The sequence below is a fragment of the Bradyrhizobium oligotrophicum S58 genome (assembly GCF_000344805.1).
Taxonomy (GTDB): Bacteria; Pseudomonadota; Alphaproteobacteria; order Rhizobiales; family Xanthobacteraceae; genus Bradyrhizobium; species Bradyrhizobium oligotrophicum.
Window position 1 is genome coordinate 6,699,674 of the sequence record NC_020453.1, and the last position, 16,560, is coordinate 6,716,233.

Genomic DNA, 16,560 nt, shown 5'->3' on the forward strand with positions numbered 1-16,560 from the left:
ATCACACATTGTCGTAGATCACTTCGAGCGACGGCTTGGCCACTGCGGTGCTGCCGCACATGTCCTCGAGCGTCGCCTGCTCCAGCACCACGTCACGGCCGACCTCCGAGGCCTTGAACAGGCCGAGCAGACCATCGTGCGTGAGGGGATGCGGATGCTGCGGCGGCGCGTCGGCAACATTGGCAGCGAGATGCTCGAACAGCGGCGCCCATGGCGTGCCGGGACGCCCGATGATCTGGTAGCTCGCGCTCTTGCGGCGGATGTCGTCGTCGGCCGGAATCGAGGCCAGCACCGGAATGCCGGCCGCGTCGGCAAAGGCCTGCGCCTCGCCGGTGCCATCGTCCTTGTTGATGACGATGCCGGCGACCCCAACATTGCCGCCGAGCTTGCGGAAATACTCAACCGCCGAGCAGACATTATTGGCGACGTAAAGCGACTGCAGGTCGTTGGAGCCGACGATGATGACCTTCTGGCACATGTCGCGCGCGATCGGCAGGCCGAAGCCGCCGCAGACGACGTCGCCGAGGAAATCCAGCAGCACGTAGTCAAAACCCCAATCGTGGAAGCCGAGCTTCTCGATCAGCTCGAAACCATGGATGATGCCGCGACCGCCGCAGCCGCGGCCGACTTCGGGGCCGCCGAGCTCCATCGCGAACACGCCGTCGCGCTTGAAGCAGACGTCGCCGATCTTGACCTCCTCGCCGGCGAGCTTCTTCTTCGACGAGGTCTCGAGAATGGTCGGGCAGGCCCGGCCGCCGAACAGCAGCGAGGTGGTGTCGCTCTTCGGATCGCAGCCGATCAGCAGCACCTTCTTGCCCTGCTGCGCCATCATGTAGGACAAATTGGCGAGCGTGAAACTCTTGCCGATGCCGCCTTTGCCGTAGATCGCGATGATCTGCGTGGTCTTCTTCGGCGCAGCCGTGATCGGCGCATCGGGCTCGATCGCCGCTTCGGCACGCAAGGCGTCGGTCATCTCACTGATCTTGGTCGGGGCATTCATGCTGCAGCTCTCCAGTCCAAGACCATTTTGAGACATGACGGATCGTCGAACGCGATCCGGTAGGCGTTCTCCGCGGACCTGGCGTCCGCGTGGTGCGTGATCAGCCCGTCCAGCGACAGCCGGCCGGTGTCGACCAGGTTGCGCACCGCGAGCAGATCCTCGTGCTTCCATTCGGCAGCGACGCGGATCGCCGCCTCGCGCATGAAGGCCGGCGGATAGGAGAAGGTGAGTGGCGCGCTGTAGAAGCCGGCGAGGATGATCTCGCCGCGCGGCGCAAGGCGCGCGATCAAACTGTCGAGCAGCCCTGTATCGCCGCTGGCATCGAAGATCAGGCGGTAGTCGCGCTTGCTGTCCTCGGCGGGATCAATGACGCAATAGCCCATCGCGCCACTGGCGCGCTCGGGATTGCTCTCCCACACGACCGGCGGATCGCCGCCCATCGCCACGATCAGGCGCGCCAGCAGACGGCCGAGCACGCCATGGCCGACGACGCATTCGGCGCGGCCGTCGCCGCCGATCGCGAGCGCATGATAGGCGGTCGCCGCCAGCGCCAGCAGCACGCCACGCTCGCCGATGGAGTCATCGAGCGCGACCAGCCGCTGCGGGGGAACGTTGAGGCGCGAAGCGGCGGCGCCGAACAGGCTCTTGACCTCGCCGAAGCAGCGCGCCGCGCCCGGCACAAACACGCGCTCGCCTTTGCGGAAACCCGAATGAGGCGCCGCGTGCGCGACACGGCCCACCGCCTCGTAGCCCGGCACGAGCGGATAGCCCATGCCCGGAAAGGGCGGCATCCGCCCTTCGTACAGCAGCCGCTCGGTGCCGGTGCTGATCGCGCTGCATTCGATGTCGACGGTGAGGCAGTCCTGGGCATCCGCCAGCAGCAGGCGCTGCAGCGACAATTCCCTCGGCCTCCCCAGCACCACGGCGATCGCGTCCATTGCCCAACTCCCCGGCGACGCCCGCTTAGTTACGGGTGTCAGGTTAGTCCTACGGCCGAGTGTGTCAACATAAATTTACATTGAGAGTGTCAGCTTTTCGCGACAATCACCCCGGCGATCATCGGAATGCGGGTGCGAAGCTGGCGCACCTGCGAAAAGCCGGCGGCCATGAGCAGCTCGCGCAGGCGCGCGGCGCTGCGCGGCCGCCCCTGTCCCATCGCGCGCAGATAGATCTCGAAATAGGCGCTGACGCCGTCCGCCCCGCTGGCCGCCTCGCTCATCGGCTCGCCGAGCAGCAGCACGCCGTTGTCGGGCAGCGCCGCGCGCGCCTTGGCCAGCAGTTGCGCCACCGCGTCATCATCATGATCGTGCACAACGCGAATCAGCGAGATCACGTCGGCCCCGATCGGCAGCGGATCGCTGTAGAAACTTCCGGGGGTGATCGTGACGCGATCTGCAAGCCGGGCCTTGGCGAGACGCTCCTGCGCGATCGCGGCGACCTCGGGCAGATCGAACAGCTTCAGCGCAAGCCGCGGCGCCTGCCGCGCAGCCGCCGCGAGGAAGCTGCCGTCGCCGCCGCCGACATCGAGCAGGCAGCGGTGGCCGCTCAAGGGATAGGCGGCGAGCACCACGTCCGCGATCATCGGCTGCGACGCCGCCATCAGCGCCGTGTAGGACGCGACGCTGTCCCGCGTCAGTGTCGCCCCGCTGTGGTCGAGCGCATAGGGCCAGTAATGCGCCAGGCGGCGCTCACGGTCCTGGCCGCGCAGCAGCGCCACGGGATCGCCGAGATCGGCATACAGCGCCGCGTGATGCCGGATCATGGCGGCGATGCCGGGATTGCCGAGCAGCGCCGCGCCGAGCGGCCCGAGCCCGTACCGCGCTGCGCCGCGGCGCTCCAGCAGCTGCAGCGCGCTCGCTGCCTCGCAAAGGCTGGTCATCGCATCGGCGGACATCGCGGCACGCGACGCCAGTGTCGCGACGTCGCTGGGCCCGGCGCGCAGTGTCTCGAACAGATCGAGCTGCACGCAGGCCGCAAGCGTCTGCGAGTAGACGAAGCCGGCGCAGAGATCGAACAGCTCCGCCGCCCGCTTGCGCGCAATCGGCCGCGTCAGCGGAAACGCCGCCGCCCAGCGCTGGAACGCCGCACTCGCCAGCAGCCTGTCCCGGCAGCCGCGCCAGCGATCACTGAGGCTCGTGGCGGAGGGCGTGGCTGGGCGGACGGCAGCGCGCATGGTGCTAGGGCTCCAGCGACAGAATTTGCGTTGGCTGCCCCCGTGGATTGGTCTGAACGGATCGACAAACGCAGCTGCCCACCCTCCCCTGGAGGGGCGCTGCGCTCGTGCGCGCCGCCCCTCCCCCTCCAGGGCAGAGTGGGCACTGATCGCGCTGCGCGAACGTTGCCATCACATACGGCCGACGATCACGCCGCCGACGCCGCCAGGCGGCGCGGAACCAGGCGCTTGGCTTCCTGCTCCATCAGCATGCGCAGCTCGTGCGCATGGGCACACGGCGGCATGGTGCGGATGCCCTGAGCGACGAGATCGTGCAGGTAGCTGACGGCGCCGGTGAGGCCATAGATCAGCACGGCGTTGGGCCGGCCATGCGCGGCGTCCTGGCCGACGGGCTTGCCCGCCTCCTCCTCATCGCTGGCCGCGTCGCGAATGTCGTCGGCGACCTGATAGGCCTCGCCGATGGTCTCGCCGAGCGTGCGCCACGCTTCCGGATTCTCGTGCCCTGCCGCAGCGGCGCCCGAGACAGTGGCCGCGGCAAACAGCGCGCCGGTCTTGGAGCGGTGATAGCGCGACAGGTCGATCTGCGGCTCGCATTCCCAGGCTTGTCCAGCCGAGATGCCATGCGGCACGCCGACGGCGTCGCCGATGGTGGCGATCAGCTGTGCCAGCCGGAGCGGCGAGCATCTGGACTTGGCCAGCGTCTGGAACGCGAGCACGATCAGCGCGTCGCCGGCGAGCACCGCGAGCGGCTCGCCGAACGCGGCATGCACCGAGGGACGGCCGCGCCGCAGTGCGGCGTTGTCGAAGCAGGGCAGATCGTCATGCACCAGCGAGGCGCAATGCAGCAGCTCGATCGCGGATCCCGCCGCATCGGTCGCGGCCGGCTCGTCGTCGCCGCAGGCGCTGGCCACGGCATGACAGAGACGGGGACGAACGCGCGCCCCCTTGGGAAAGACTGCCGCCTGCATGGCAGCCGAGAGGCGCGGCGGGCATCCGGGCCGGTCGGCCAGCGCGACCGCTGTGACGAGGGATTTCTCGATCCGGGCCATCACGTCCATGCCAGCCTCCCCTGCCGCGAGGCCATGCCGGTCCTCGTCGATGTAAATTTCAACTTACACCCATACTGTAAATCATGCTAGACATTTCCTGCGTCAGGTCGGGCGGACAGGAGCACGAGAAATGGCCGATCACCGCGTGATCGTGGTTGGCGCCGGCATCGCCGGCCTCAGCGCCGCGCTCACCCTCGCCGCACGCGGCGCTGCCGTGACCGTGCTTGAGCGCGCGCCGGCGCCCGGCGGCAAGATGCGCCAGATCGCGATCGGACCTGCGCGGATCGATTCCGGGCCGACCGTGTTCACGATGCGCTGGGTGTTCGACGAGCTGTTCGCCGACATCGGCGCAGCGCTCGACGATCACCTCACCCTCACCCCGCTCGACGTTCTCGCCCGCCACGCCTGGACCGATCGCCGCAGGCTCGATCTGTTCGCCGACGAGGAGCGGTCGGCTGACGCCATCGGTCATTTTGCAGGACGCAGCGAGGCCGAGGGCTATCGCGCCTTCTGCCGCGATGCGCGCCGCATCTTCGAGGTGCTCAAGGACCCCTTCATCCGCACGCCGGCGCCGAGCATGACGCATCTGCTGCGCAATGCCGGCTTCCGCGATCTCACCGCGATCCGGCCGTTCCAGACGCTGTGGAAGGCGCTCGGCGGCTATTTCCGCGATCCGCATTTGCAGCAGCTGTTCGGGCGCTACGCCACCTATTGCGGCTCGTCGCCGTTCCATGCGCCGGCGACGCTGATGCTGGTCGCCCATGTCGAGCAGGCCGGCGTCTGGCTGATCGACGGCGGCATGCATGAGCTCGCAACGTGCCTCGCGGCGTTGGCGCGACGCTACGGCGTCACCATCCGTTATGACGCCGAGGTCGCGGGCATCGCAACGAACGCCAGCCGCGCTACAGGTGTGCGGCTCGCCAATGGCGAGCAGATCACCGCCGACGCCGTCATCGCCACCGCCGATGTCGCGGCATTGGCGCAGGGCCTGTTCGGACCCGACGCGGCGCGCGCCCTCCCCGCCATCCCGCAATCGGCGCGCTCACTGTCGGCGATGACCTGGAGCTGCATGGCGCGCGCCGACGGCTTTCCGCTGTTGCGTCACAACGTGTTCTTTTCGCGCGACTCCCGCGCCGAGTTCGACCAGCTGATCGACCGCCGCACGATGCCGCGGGAGCCGACCGTCTATGTCTGCGCCCAGGCGCGCGACGACCAGCCGCACGAGGCTGCGGTCAACGAGCCGCTGTTCGTGCTGATCAACGCCCCCGCCACCGGCGACCATCACAGCTTCGCTCCCCCGGAGATCAGCCAATGTGCCCGCCAGACCTTCGACCTGTTGCAGCGCTGCGGTCTCAGCCTCGCGACGACGCCGGAACTGACCCGCGTGACGACGCCGACGGATTTCAACCGGATGTTTCCGGGCACGGGGGGCGCGCTGTACGGCCGCAGCTCGCACGGCTGGATGGCATCGTTCCAGCGGCCGGGCGCGCAGACGAAGCTGCCGGGGCTCTATGTGGCCGGGGGCAGCGCGCATCCCGGACCGGGCGTGCCGATGGCGGCGCTGTCGGGGCGGATGGCCGCGGCGCGGGCGATCGCGGACCTCGCTTTGATCGCGCCGTCGCGAAGGACGGCTATGCGTGGTGGTATGTCGACGCGCTGAGCGACGACGGCCACTTCGGCCTCACGATCATCGCGTTCGTCGGTAGCGTGTTCTCGCCCTACTACGCGTGGGCAAGGCGGCGCGGCCCGGCGGATCCTGACAATCACTGCGCGCTCAACGTCGCGCTGTATGGCGCGCGCGCGCGGCGCTGGTCGATGACCGAGCGCGGCCGCCGCGCGATCGCGCGCGACGAATCGCGCCTTGCGATCGGGCCGAGCCGGCTGGCCTGGAACGGCCGCGAGCTCGCAATCGACATCAACGAGGTCACGGTGCCCTGGCCGCTGCCGCTGCGCGGCAAGGTGCGGGTGGTGCCGACGGCGCTGAACGAAATCGCCTTCACGCTCGATGCCGAGGGACGCCATCGCTGGCAGCCGATCGCGCCGTGCTGCCGCGTCTCGGTCGACTTCGACCACCCCGACCTGCATTGGCGCGGCGACGGCTATTTCGACCTCAATCACGGTGACGCGCCGCTGGAGCGCGACTTCCAGAGCTGGCAATGGTCGCGCGCGGCGACGCGCACCGGCACCGTGATCTCCTATGACACGGTCGCGCGCGCCGGCACTGATACGTCGCTCGCGCTGCATGTCGATCCCACAGGCCGGTTGGAACAAATCGCGCCGCTCACCGAGGCGCCGTTGCGCAAGACGCTGTGGCGCGTCGGCCGCAGCGCCCGCGCCGACGCCGACGCACCAGTGCGCGTCGTCAACACGCTGGAGGACGCCCCGTTCTACGCGCGCTCCCATCTCGCCGCCCGTCTGCACGGCGAGGATGTCGCGATGATGCATGAAAGCCTGTCGCTCGACCGTTTCCAGATGCCGATCGTGCAAGCCATGCTGCCGTTTCGCATGCCGCGGCGGTGAGGCCGTTGAGGGCGAGGTTGATAGGATTGCGCGAACGCAACCGACGCGCCTCACTTGCGCGACAAACGCTCACTTGCACGACAAACAAAGGTGTCGTCCCGGACAAGCCGTGATGCGCGCCAGCGCATCACGGCGCCGATCCGGGATCCATACGCCGCAGCGGACGTGATGGGCAGAATGCCAATAGCCAGCCTGCCTCAAACCGCTCCCTGGGGGTATGGGTCCCGGCGTTCGCCGGGACGACAGCAGTGTTTGTCGATAGGTTGAACGTCGGCAACTGCGAACGCGCTGCCGTAGGGTGGGCAAAGGCGCGAACGCGGCGAAGCTGCGTGCGCGACGTGCCACCATCAGCATCGCATGTGGAGCGCGGTGGGCACGGCGCGCGCTATTCCTTGCTCCCGGCGACGGCGGAAGCGCGCCTTTGCCCACCCTACTTCGTCTCCGCCTCGCGCTCCCTCGCCTCGCGCTCGGCGCGCCGGCGGTCGAGGCGGCGGCCTTGCCATTCGAGCACGAGCCAGCCGAGCACACACATGATGACGACGACGAATTCGAGCAGACCGCCCATCTCGCTCATGGCGTTTCACTCATCACGTCGCTATGACGTCCGCCCCGAACGCGACAGCTGATCGCGCCGCTCCAGCCGCTCGAACAGGTCGATCACCCACAATGCGCGATCCTGCGCGGTCCGGCGCTGTGGCGAGATGGCGTGGGGGCGTTGCGCGTCCGCCGCGATCACGGCTGCGATCAGGACATGCGCCTCGGGCCGCGCCGGCGCCAGCGAACATTGCTCCTGGACCAGCGACACCAGTGCCGCCTTGCCGAGCAGTTGCAGCTTGCGCGCGGTCGACACGAAGGCACGCTGCGACAGCGAGTCGAATTCAGCGCGCGCGACCTCGCGGCCGATGTCGGCATAGATCAGCCGCGCGGCGTGAATGCCGGGCCGGCAGGCCCAGGGCAGATCGCCGATCCCGGCCGCGGCGCGCGCGTAGAACACGTCCGCGACGGCAAGGAGCCGCGCGGTGACGCGACCGATCCGATCGTCGAAGAACGGCGCGACCAGCCAGGTGTCGACATCGAGCCCCGCTTCGCGCAGCCATTGCCGCGGCAGATAGAGCCGGCCGGCGCGCGCGTCCTCGCCGACGTCGCGGGCGATGTTGGTGAGCTGCATGGCGATGCCGAGATCGCAGGCCCGCCCGATCGTCTCCGGGGCGCGCCGATGCATCAACAGCGACATCATCACGCCGACCGTGCCGGCGACGCGCACGGCATAGGCGAGCACGTCGCTCAATGTCTCGTGGCGGCGGCCCTGGGCGTCCCAGGCTAAACCTTCGAGCAGCGCCTCCGGGAGCGCGCGCGGAATTGCGAACTGCGCCACGACGCCGGCGAGGGCACGATCGACGGGGCTGTCGTCCGGCGCGCCGTCGTAGATCCGGTCGAGCCTCTCGTGCAGCACCTCGATCGCATCGACGCGGCGGCCGGGACCATCGACCGCATCATCGGCCTCGCGGCAGAACGCGTAGAGCGCGATGGCGGGATCGCCGACCGCGCGCGGCAGGACTTTCGACGCGGCAAAGAACGTCTTCGATCCGCCCCGCAACGACCGACGACAGATCGCGATGTCCTCTTGCCAGCTCATCGGCGCTCCAGTTCATGCGGTGCCGGCACGAGATCGTCGAGCACCCGCGCCGACGACAGCACGCCCGGCAGGCCGGCGCCGGGATGGGTGCCGGCCCCGACCAGATACAGCCGCTCGACCTCTTCGCTCTTGTTGTGCGGCCGGAACCAGGCGCTCTGCATCAGCACCGGCTCCAGCCCGAAGGCCGCGCCGCGATAGGACGACAGGCGATGCTCGAAATCATCGGGCGTCAGCAGCCGGGATGTCACGATCTGCCCGGCGAGATCGGGCAGTAGCGTGTCACTCAGCGCCTCTTCGATGCGCTTGCGGAACGGCTCCGCAGTAGCCGCCCAGTCGATGCCGCTCTCCTGATGCGGCACCGGCGACAGCACGTAGAAGGCATCGCAGCCATCAGGCGCCAGCGACGGATCGGTCGCGGTCGGACGATGCAGATAAAGGCTGAAATCATCCGCCAGCACCTTGCGGCGGAAGATGTCGTCGAGCAGGCCGCGATAACGCGGACCGAGCAGGATGGTGTGATGCGCGACGTCGCCGTAGCGGCGCTTCGTGCCGAAGTACCAGACGAACAGGCTCATCGAATAGCGCGCGCGGTCGATGCGCGTGTCGGTCCAGCGCCGCCGCGGCACCGATGGCAGCAGATGCTTGTAGGTCCAGGCGGCGCAACCATTGGAGACGACGACATCGGCCGCGATCGTCTCGCCGGAGTTGAGCCGCACGCCGGAGGCGATGCCGTTGCTGGTCGTGATCTCGGCAACGGGGGTCGAGCAGCGCACCTGGCCGTCCTGCCCTTCGATCAGGCTGACGAGCCCGGTCACCAGCGCACCGGTGCCGCCCATCGCGAAGTGCACGCCCCAGCGGCGCTCGAGATAGGCGATCAGGCAATAGATCGACGTCGTGGTGAACGGGTTGCCGCCGATCAGCAGCGGATGAAAGCTGAGGATCACGCGCAACCGCTCGTCGCGCACATGCTGGGAGACGAGGCCGTAGACCGAGCGAAAGCTCTGCAGCTTGATCATCGCCGGCGCGATCTTGGCCATGTCGAGCAGCGACAGGAACGGCACGTCGCCGAGCTCCTCGAAGCCGACCTTGAAGATCGCCTCGCTCGCCTTCATGAAACGCTCGTAGCCGTCGACGTCGCCGGGCGAAATCCTGTTCACTTCGGCCCGCATCGCTGCAGGATCGGCCGAACAGTCGAACACGGTGCCGTCGTCGAACCGAATGCGATAGAACGGCGAGATCGGCTTGAGCGTGACGTCGTCGGACATCTTGCGCCCGCACAGCTGCCACAGCTCCTCGAACAGGAACGGCGCGGTGACGATGGTCGGGCCGGCGTCGAAGGTGAAGCCGTCCTGGCGATGCACATAGGCGCGGCCGCCCGGCGCATCGAGCTGCTCGAACACGGTGACGCGATAGCCGCGCGCACCGAGCCGGACGGCGGCGGCGAGACCGCCGAAGCCGGAGCCGATCACGACCGCATGCGGCCGGTCTCCGAGCTCAGCCGGAACGGCGGCCTTGATGGTGGAGACGTCGAGCATGAGCGAAAGCGTAAATCGAAATTGACGCTTTCGCCAGTCAAAAAACGTCAATCTAGATTGACATTTCCTGTTGCACTGCAAGCACGCCGGCCCGCTCAGCGGCCGCGACGATCATTCCGGCGATCCGGGCCGGCTGCTCCTCATGCGCCAAATGACCAAGGCCCTCAATGAGTTCGAACTGCGCTTGCGGCACCAATTGGCGAACGCGCTGCGCCACGTCGGGCGGGATGGCCCGGTCGTGCGTGGCGGCGATCAGGAGCAGGCCGGTCTCGAGCCGCGGCAGGTCGCGCAGCAGGGGATGCAGGTCCCAGTTCGCCATCATCTCCAGCGCGGCGCCGACATGACCGGGGCTGCCGACCAGCCGCCGATACAGCCGCTCGCCGGTCGCATCGAGTGTCGAGCCGGTGCCCTTCAGCAGCCGATGCACAGCCGCCGGATCGCGGCCACGCCATGAGAACAGCCGCGGCACCAGGGGATTGAGCGCCATCATCTTGGCGAGCGGCGAGAAGAACTGCGCGGCGAGCCCGCCGAACGGGAGGTAGGCGCCATTGAGGCTGACGATCAGCTTCGGCGCGATCAGGCCGTCCAGCGTCATGCGGGTGAGAACAGCGGCGCCCGCGGAATGACCAATGGCGATGTCGGGCTTCACCGCGAGCTTGTCACAGAGGCCGGCGAGATCGCGCGACATGCCATCCAGCGACAGCCGCTGCCAATGTGGCGTCGAGGTGAAGCCGTGGCCGGACAGGTCCGGCGCGACGACGGTGAAATGCGTGGCAAGCAGCGGCGCGAGGTCGCGCCAGGAATGGGTCGCTGCTCCCGTGCCGTGGGCGAGCAGCGCGACCGGCCCATCGCCCATGACCTGCACGTGCCAGCGCAGGCCGGCAGCCTCGACGAAGCGACTGGCCGCGCGGTTGGGCCAGTCCTTGCCGTCGACGCTCCAGTTCGGCTTGTCACTCATGCCGGCCCGCAAAGTTGGACGCGGCTGGCGCGATCAACGACCGGCCGCACGCGTCATGAAATCATCGTAGCCCGCGATGACTTTATCAAGCTGCTCGAAATGCGGCATGGCGCCGGTCTGCATCACCTCGATCTGCCAGTTCGGCAGGCCTTCCACCGCGTGCTTGCCATGGTAATCGACGAAATCGCCGCGCACGCCGTGCACCATCCATACCGGCATCGCCAGTGCCTGGTAGAGCTTCAGGGCATTGGCGCTGAACAGATAGCCGGAGACGAAGGAATACGGCGCATTCTCGGCGCCCGGCTGATGTGTGGTGATGTAGTCGTATTCGAGCAGGCCTTCGTCGATGTCCTTGCGGCCGAAGGTCTTCTGCAAAAAGAAACGAATGCTGGCGCGCGAGGTCAGCAGCGTGAAGAAGCCGTGCTTCCACAGCGGCACGTTGAGGATGTTGCGCACCCATGGCATCGCGCGCGTCACGTCCTTGTTGCCCGCCGTCTTGGCCGCGGCCTCGGCGCGGCGATCGAGGCCGGTCGGGCTGAGCAGCGCCAGGGTGCGAAACAGGTTCGGCGCCTCGGTGCCGGCGCGCGCCGCGAACTCGCAGCCGAGCGACAGCGCCATGGCGTCAATCGCGGTATCGCCATGGCGGCGGCTGATCTCGTTCACGGCGAGCAGGATCGCATCCGTCATCAGCCGCGGCGTGTAGATGCGATCGGCACGGTCCGACAGGCCGAAGCCCGGCAGATCGAGCGCATAGACCGGACGCCTCGTGCGGTAATGCTCGAACAGCGGCTTCATCTCGTAGGCCGTCGCCGCGGCGTTGACGCTGTGGATCAGCAGCAGCGGACGTTGCCCGACCGGTGCGGCAGGTGTCTCGCCATAGCAGGTGATGCGGCCAACACGAGCGTCGGCAAGCTCGAAGCGCGGCGCAGCCAGCGGCGGCGGCATCGTCACGGCGCGCGAGGTGACCACATGCTCACGCTGGCTGGTCGAGGCGATCGGCATGGCATGCTCCTGGTTGGCGATTTCATGTCGACCGGCAGGATCGCCAGGTTCAACCGACCGGACGCGAGCATAGCGCCGGCCGGCCCGCTTGTCAGTCGTCGTTGGGAACGCCGCTTGACGCCTGCGGTTCCAGCGAGCTCAACCGCGGCCGGCCTGCGCCATTACGGCCTGCGACAGACGGGTGGCATCGGCGTGAGGCAGCGCCACGTAGCGGGCCTGCATCGCGCTAGCGAGTTGCGCGGCCTTGTCCTGCGGCCGCGGCGAGGAATCAACGAGCACCACGGGAATGCCGGTCAGCGCGAGCTGCTTCGCGGCCACCAGCGCTTCCGCCTCGGCCTCGCTGCGCCCGCCGCCATCGCGCGCGACATTGGCGCGGCCATCGGTCATCAGCACGATCGTCGGCGCCTGCCCTTTCGCCTTGACGGCGAGCGCGAGTTCGGTCGCGGCGAAGATCGCTGCCGACAGCGGCGTGCCGCCGCCGCCGGGCAAGCCAGCGAGGCTGCGCTTGGCGCGCGTCAGCGAGCGCGTCGGTGGCAGCAGCAGCTCGGCGCTGTTGCCGCGAAATGCGATCAGCGCCACCTCGTCGCGACGGATATAGCATTCGGCGAGCAGCAGCTCGACGGCGCCCTTGACCTCCGCGAGCCGCTGCAGGGCCGAGGAGCCGGAGGCATCGACCACGAAAATCGTGGTGGTGCCCGAGCGCTGCTTGAAGCGGGTGATGCGGATGTCGTCCTTGTGCACGATGAGGCGGCCACTCTTGCCGGCGGGTTGTGTCCGTCGCCGCAGCGGCTGCCACGGCGCCGCCGCGCGCAAGGTTTCGAGCACGTTGAGCCGCGCACCAGCCCGCCACTCGCCGCGCCGCGAACCGATCGGGCGCCCCCGCTTCGGCGCCTTCTGCGCGGTGCCCTGGCGGCCGGCACTCGGGCTGCGCGCACGCATGGTCCGCTCGTCCTGCAAGCGCTTCAGCAGGTCTGCTGGAATGGCAGCCTGCGCCGCCTCGAGCACGCGATCTTCCAGCGGACCATCGTCGCCGCGGTTGTCGTCCTCGCTCTCGGCCGGATCGTTCTGCGGCTCAGGCGACTCGTTGTTCTCGGTGTCATCTTCGGTCGCAGGCAACCTGGTGGCGCGCGGCGCGAGCACCAGCCGCGCGGCGCAGGCGATGTGCGGCTCGGCCACATCCGTCTCGCCATCGAGCGCCGCCGCGAGGCGCGCGACGCGACAGGCCAGCAGCGGCGCGCGCAGCGAGTCGATGCCGAGCGCGCAGGCCGTCGTCGTCAGCGCCCCGATTGCTTGATCGGACAGACGAACCTGCGGCAACAGCGCGTGCGCGGCGGCGATGTCCGACGGCTTGAACAGGCTCTCGCCGAGATCGGCGCGCGCGACCGTGCCGAGATCGAGATGGCAGGCCAGGCGGTCAGCGAGGGCCGGCGCCACGCGCTCATCGCCAAGGCCTTCATCGAGGGCGATCACGCCAAATCGCGCCGGAGCATGCAGCGACATTCCATCCCGCTCGATGCGGACAGCACCGGTGTCGAGCGCAACACAGAGATGGGCAGTCGTCGAAGGCGCCATACGCTCGGCCATCACGGCGATCAGCACACCGCCATCAGCCTCGGCGAGCAGGCCTCGCTGCAGCACCGGCCGCCCCGCCTGCAGGGTGGCGGCGAGATCGAGCCCACCGAGCAGGCGATCGTCGGAGATCGACGGCGGCAGCTTACGAACAGCGGTCGTGTCCGGCATCAGCTCGCGCAGCAGCTCCAGCCATTGCTCGCGCACCGGCCCGGCGCCTGCGCGCAATAGCACCGGCGCGGCGACCGGATCGATCGCAGCCAACGCGGCCGTGATCATCGCATCGGTCCAGATCGCGGCGCCGTCGCTCACGATGCGAACAATTCGTCGAGCGCGCGCTCGACCCGCACCGACGAGCCGGAATCGTCGAGCGGATTGCGTCTCAGACGATGTCGCAGCGCCATCGCTGCCACGGTCTTCAGATGCCCGTCACCGACCGCCTTGGCGCCGTCGAGCGCCGCCGCGGCGCGCGCCGCGCGCATCAGGGTGAGTTCGCCGCGCAGGCCGTCGGTGCCGAGCGCCATGCACAGCCGCGCCGTCTTCTCCAACTCGCGATCGGACACCTTGACCGAACCGATGTGCTCGCGCGCGGCGAGGACGCGCTTGCGCTGCTTGGTCTCCTCCTTGTCCCAATGCGCGACGAAGGCGGCGGAGTCGGTTTCGAAGGCGTCCCGCCGCTTGATCACTTCGATCCGTGTCAGCAGATCAGCGGGCGTCTTGACCTCGACCGAGAGGCCGAACCGATCGAGCAGTTGCGGCCGCAACTCGCCCTCCTCTGGATTGCCGGTGCCGACCAGCACGAGACGCGCGGGATGGCGAATGCTGAGACCATCGCGCTCGACCACGTTCTCGCCGGAGGCGGCGACATCGAGCAGGAGATCGACGAGATGATCCTCCAAAAGGTTGACCTCGTCGATGTAGAGAAAGCCTCGGTTGGCGCGCGCCAGCAGGCCCGGCTCAAACGACTTTTCGCCATGGGCCAGCGCACGCTCCAGATCGAGCGCGCCGACGACGCGATCTTCGGTCGCGCCGAGCGGCAGGTCGATCACCGGCACCGGCACCTGATGCGCCTTCAGCGCGGCCGGCTTCTTCGCCTTGCCGCTCGGCTTGGAGCGTGCGCGGCATTCGGCACATTGCGCGGCGACGTCGGCGGGATCGCATTGATAGGGGCAGCCGACCACGGCGCTCATCGGCGGCAGCAGTGCTGCGAGCGCGCGCACGGCGGTGGACTTGCCGGCGCCGCGATCGCCGAAGGCCAGCACGCCGCCGACCTTCGGATCGACGGCGGCGATCATCAGCGCCAGCTTCATCTCGTCCTGGCCGACAATAGCCGAGAACGGAAAGGCTATTCCCATGAGCGTCCCCTGCGCCGCGACGAGTTCCCATCGCGTTGCCGGCATGAGACCACAATCAGGGGCCGCTCTTCAACCCATCAGAGATCAGCGGGCGAGGCTCGGCAGATCCAGGCCATTGGCTTCCGCGCAGGCGATGGCATCCTCATAACCGGCATCGGCGTGGCGCATTACGCCGGTCGCCGGATCGTTCCACAGCACGCGCTCCAGCCGGCGCGCGGCATCATCAGTACCGTCGGCGACAATGACCATGCCGGCGTGCTGCGAATAGCCGATGCCGACGCCGCCGCCATGATGCAGCGATACCCAGGTCGCGCCGCTGGCGCAATTGAGCAGCGCATTGAGCAGCGGCCAGTCCGACACCGCGTCCGAGCCGTCCTGCATCGCCTCGGTCTCGCGGTTCGGGCTCGCCACCGAGCCGGAATCGAGATGATCGCGGCCGATCACGATCGGCGCCTTCAGCTCGCCGCGGGCGACCATCTCGTTGAAGGCAAGCCCCAGGCGATGGCGATCGCCGAGCCCGACCCAGCAGATTCGCGCCGGCAGGCCCTGGAACTTGATGCGCTGCCGCGCCATGTCGAGCCAGTTGTGGAGATGCTTGTTGTCCGGCAGCAGCTCCTTCACCTTGGCGTCGGTCTTGTAGATGTCCTCGGGATCACCCGAGAGCGCAGCCCAGCGGAACGGGCCGACGCCGCGGCAGAACAGCGGGCGGATGTAGGCCGGCACGAAGCCGGGGAAATCGAACGCGTTGGCGAGGCCCATGTCCTTCGCCATCTGGCGGATGTTGTTGCCGTAGTCGAGCGTCGGGATGCCCATGGCGTGGAAATCGAGCATCGCCTGGACGTGGCCGACCATCGATGTCTTGGAGGCCTGCTCGACCGCCTTCGGCTCCGAGGCGCGCTTGGTTTCCCAATCGGCGAGCGTCCAGCCCTTCGGCAGATAGCCGTTGATCGGATCATGCGCGCTGGTTTGGTCGGTGACGATGTCGGGACGCACGCCACGGCGCACGAGTTCGGGGAAGATCTCGGCGGCATTGCCGAGCAGGCCGACCGACACCGCCTTCCTGGTCTTGGCTACCTCCTCCATCACCGCCAGCGCCTCGTCCAGCGTCGCCGCCTGGCGATCGAGATAGCCGGTGCGCAGCCGCATCTCGATCCGGCTCGGCTGGCATTCGACGGCGAGCATCGAGGCGCCGGCCATCGTCGCGGCGAGCGGCTGCGCGCCGCCCATGCCGCCGAGGCCTGCGGTGAGAATCCACTTGCCGGAGAGATCGCCATTGTAGTGGCGGCGGCCGATTTCGACGAAGGTCTCGTAGGTGCCCTGCACAATGCCCTGGCTGCCGATATAGATCCAGGAGCCGGCCGTCATCTGGCCGTACATCATCAGGCCCATGCGATCGAGCGCGTTGAAGTGATCGAGCGTCGCCCAATGCGGCACGATGTTGGAGTTGGCGATCAGCACGCGCGGCGCGTCCGGATGGGTGCGGAAGATGCCGACCGGCTTGCCCGACTGCACGACCAGCGTCTGGTCGGCCTCCAGCTTGCGCAGCGACGCAACGATACGATCAAAGCTGTCCCAGTCCCGCGCGGCGCGGCCGATGCCGCCATAGACGATCAGCTCGCTCGGCTTCTCGGCCACGTCCGGATCGAGGTTGTTCATCAGCATGCGCAACGGCGCTTCGGTGAGCCAGCTCTTGGCGCTGATGTCGCTGCCATGGGGCGCGCGGATCACCCGCTCATTGTCCAGGCGTCGGTTCATGGGTCCCT

14 protein-coding genes are annotated in these 16,560 nt (G+C 68.3%); 2 read left to right on the forward strand and 12 right to left on the reverse strand.

The window, feature by feature from the left end; genetic code table 11:
* Window position 1: 1 nt before the first annotated feature.
* The 4 genes from S58_RS28995 to S58_RS29010 all read right to left on the reverse strand — a co-directional run bounded on the left by S58_RS28995 (window position 2) and on the right by S58_RS29010 (window position 4,231).
* Entirely contained in the window at window positions 2–1,000 is a 999-nt protein-coding gene (locus S58_RS28995) for a chlorophyllide a reductase iron protein subunit X (protein WP_015668980.1), read from the reverse strand.
* Complete coding sequence (gene bchC, locus S58_RS29000; RefSeq protein ID WP_015668981.1) at window positions 997–1,938, reverse strand: chlorophyll synthesis pathway protein BchC; 942 nt, start codon at window positions 1,936–1,938, stop codon at window positions 997–999. The genes S58_RS28995 and bchC overlap by 4 nt, the downstream gene beginning before the upstream one ends.
* 89 nt (window positions 1,939–2,027) lie before the next feature.
* Window positions 2,028–3,173 (reverse strand): methyltransferase, encoded by a 1,146-nt coding sequence (locus S58_RS29005; protein WP_015668982.1) that lies wholly within the window; start codon window positions 3,171–3,173, stop codon window positions 2,028–2,030.
* Window positions 3,174–3,361: 188 nt separating this feature from the next.
* Window positions 3,362–4,231, reverse strand: coding sequence for a polyprenyl synthetase family protein (locus S58_RS29010; RefSeq protein WP_015668983.1), 870 nt, complete (start codon window positions 4,229–4,231; stop codon window positions 3,362–3,364).
* Between the two features lie 121 nt (window positions 4,232–4,352).
* Here S58_RS29010 and crtD point away from each other — a divergent pair, with 121 nt between their 5' ends.
* Both crtD and S58_RS29020 read left to right on the forward strand, forming a co-directional pair.
* The gene (gene crtD / locus S58_RS29015; RefSeq protein WP_015668984.1) at window positions 4,353–5,882 is read left to right on the forward strand and encodes a 1-hydroxycarotenoid 3,4-desaturase CrtD; all 1,530 of its coding nucleotides are present in this window, start codon (window positions 4,353–4,355) and stop codon (window positions 5,880–5,882) included.
* Window positions 5,883–5,929: 47 nt separating this feature from the next.
* Window positions 5,930–6,742 carry a carotenoid 1,2-hydratase gene (locus tag S58_RS29020; protein WP_015668985.1) on the forward strand — a complete coding sequence of 271 codons (813 nt, stop codon included), beginning with the start codon at window positions 5,930–5,932 and terminating at the stop codon, window positions 6,740–6,742.
* Between the two features lie 430 nt (window positions 6,743–7,172).
* On the opposite strand, the gene S58_RS38720 is transcribed toward S58_RS29020, so the two are convergent.
* The 8 genes from S58_RS38720 to hutU form a co-directional block, all read right to left on the reverse strand.
* A complete protein-coding gene (locus S58_RS38720) occupies window positions 7,173–7,316 on the reverse strand; it encodes a hypothetical protein (protein WP_015668986.1) in 144 nt (47 codons plus the stop codon).
* 21 nt (window positions 7,317–7,337) lie between these two features.
* Entirely contained in the window at window positions 7,338–8,378 is a 1,041-nt protein-coding gene (locus tag S58_RS29025) for a phytoene/squalene synthase family protein (protein WP_015668987.1), read from the reverse strand.
* Window positions 8,375–9,913 (reverse strand): phytoene desaturase, encoded by a 1,539-nt coding sequence (locus S58_RS29030; RefSeq protein WP_015668988.1) that lies wholly within the window; start codon window positions 9,911–9,913, stop codon window positions 8,375–8,377. The genes S58_RS29025 and S58_RS29030 overlap by 4 nt, the downstream gene beginning before the upstream one ends.
* A gap of 52 nt (window positions 9,914–9,965) precedes the next feature.
* Window positions 9,966–10,871, reverse strand: a complete 906-nt coding sequence (gene bchO, locus S58_RS29035; protein ID WP_042340287.1) for an alpha/beta fold hydrolase BchO — start codon at window positions 10,869–10,871, stop codon at window positions 9,966–9,968.
* Window positions 10,872–10,904: 33 nt separating this feature from the next.
* Window positions 10,905–11,873: an alpha/beta fold hydrolase gene (locus S58_RS29040; RefSeq protein WP_015668990.1), complete on the reverse strand. Its 969-nt coding sequence runs from the start codon at window positions 11,871–11,873 to the stop codon at window positions 10,905–10,907.
* A gap of 138 nt (window positions 11,874–12,011) precedes the next feature.
* The gene (locus S58_RS29045) at window positions 12,012–13,754 is read right to left on the reverse strand and encodes a magnesium chelatase subunit D (RefSeq protein WP_015668991.1); all 1,743 of its coding nucleotides are present in this window, start codon (window positions 13,752–13,754) and stop codon (window positions 12,012–12,014) included.
* Entirely contained in the window at window positions 13,751–14,797 is a 1,047-nt protein-coding gene (gene bchI, locus S58_RS29050; protein WP_015668992.1) for a magnesium chelatase ATPase subunit I, read from the reverse strand. The genes S58_RS29045 and bchI overlap by 4 nt, the downstream gene beginning before the upstream one ends.
* A gap of 84 nt (window positions 14,798–14,881) precedes the next feature.
* Window positions 14,882–16,552 carry a urocanate hydratase gene (gene hutU, locus S58_RS29055; protein ID WP_015668993.1) on the reverse strand — a complete coding sequence of 557 codons (1,671 nt, stop codon included), beginning with the start codon at window positions 16,550–16,552 and terminating at the stop codon, window positions 14,882–14,884.
* Window positions 16,553–16,560 lie beyond the last annotated feature (8 nt).

What these genes read in the sequence shown, in the direction of transcription:
- S58_RS28995 (WP_015668980.1), bottom strand. Translation starts at nt 1,000, where the DNA reads ATGAATGCCCCGACCAAGATCAGTGAGATGACCGACGCCTTGCGTGCC.
- bchC (WP_015668981.1), bottom strand. Translation starts at nt 1,938, where the DNA reads ATGGACGCGATCGCCGTGGTGCTGGGGAGGCCGAGGGAATTGTCGCTG.
- S58_RS29005 (WP_015668982.1), bottom strand. Translation starts at nt 3,173, where the DNA reads ATGCGCGCTGCCGTCCGCCCAGCCACGCCCTCCGCCACGAGCCTCAGT.
- S58_RS29010 (WP_015668983.1), bottom strand. Translation starts at nt 4,231, where the DNA reads ATGGACGTGATGGCCCGGATCGAGAAATCCCTCGTCACAGCGGTCGCG.
- crtD (WP_015668984.1), top strand. Translation starts at nt 4,353, where the DNA reads ATGGCCGATCACCGCGTGATCGTGGTTGGCGCCGGCATCGCCGGCCTC.
- S58_RS38720 (WP_015668986.1), bottom strand. Translation starts at nt 7,316, where the DNA reads ATGAGCGAGATGGGCGGTCTGCTCGAATTCGTCGTCGTCATCATGTGT.
- S58_RS29025 (WP_015668987.1), bottom strand. Translation starts at nt 8,378, where the DNA reads ATGAGCTGGCAAGAGGACATCGCGATCTGTCGTCGGTCGTTGCGGGGC.
- S58_RS29030 (WP_015668988.1), bottom strand. Translation starts at nt 9,913, where the DNA reads ATGCTCGACGTCTCCACCATCAAGGCCGCCGTTCCGGCTGAGCTCGGA.
- bchO (WP_042340287.1), bottom strand. Translation starts at nt 10,871, where the DNA reads ATGAGTGACAAGCCGAACTGGAGCGTCGACGGCAAGGACTGGCCCAAC.
- S58_RS29040 (WP_015668990.1), bottom strand. Translation starts at nt 11,873, where the DNA reads ATGCCGATCGCCTCGACCAGCCAGCGTGAGCATGTGGTCACCTCGCGC.
- bchI (WP_015668992.1), bottom strand. Translation starts at nt 14,797, where the DNA reads ATGGGAATAGCCTTTCCGTTCTCGGCTATTGTCGGCCAGGACGAGATG.
- hutU (WP_015668993.1), bottom strand. Translation starts at nt 16,552, where the DNA reads ATGAACCGACGCCTGGACAATGAGCGGGTGATCCGCGCGCCCCATGGC.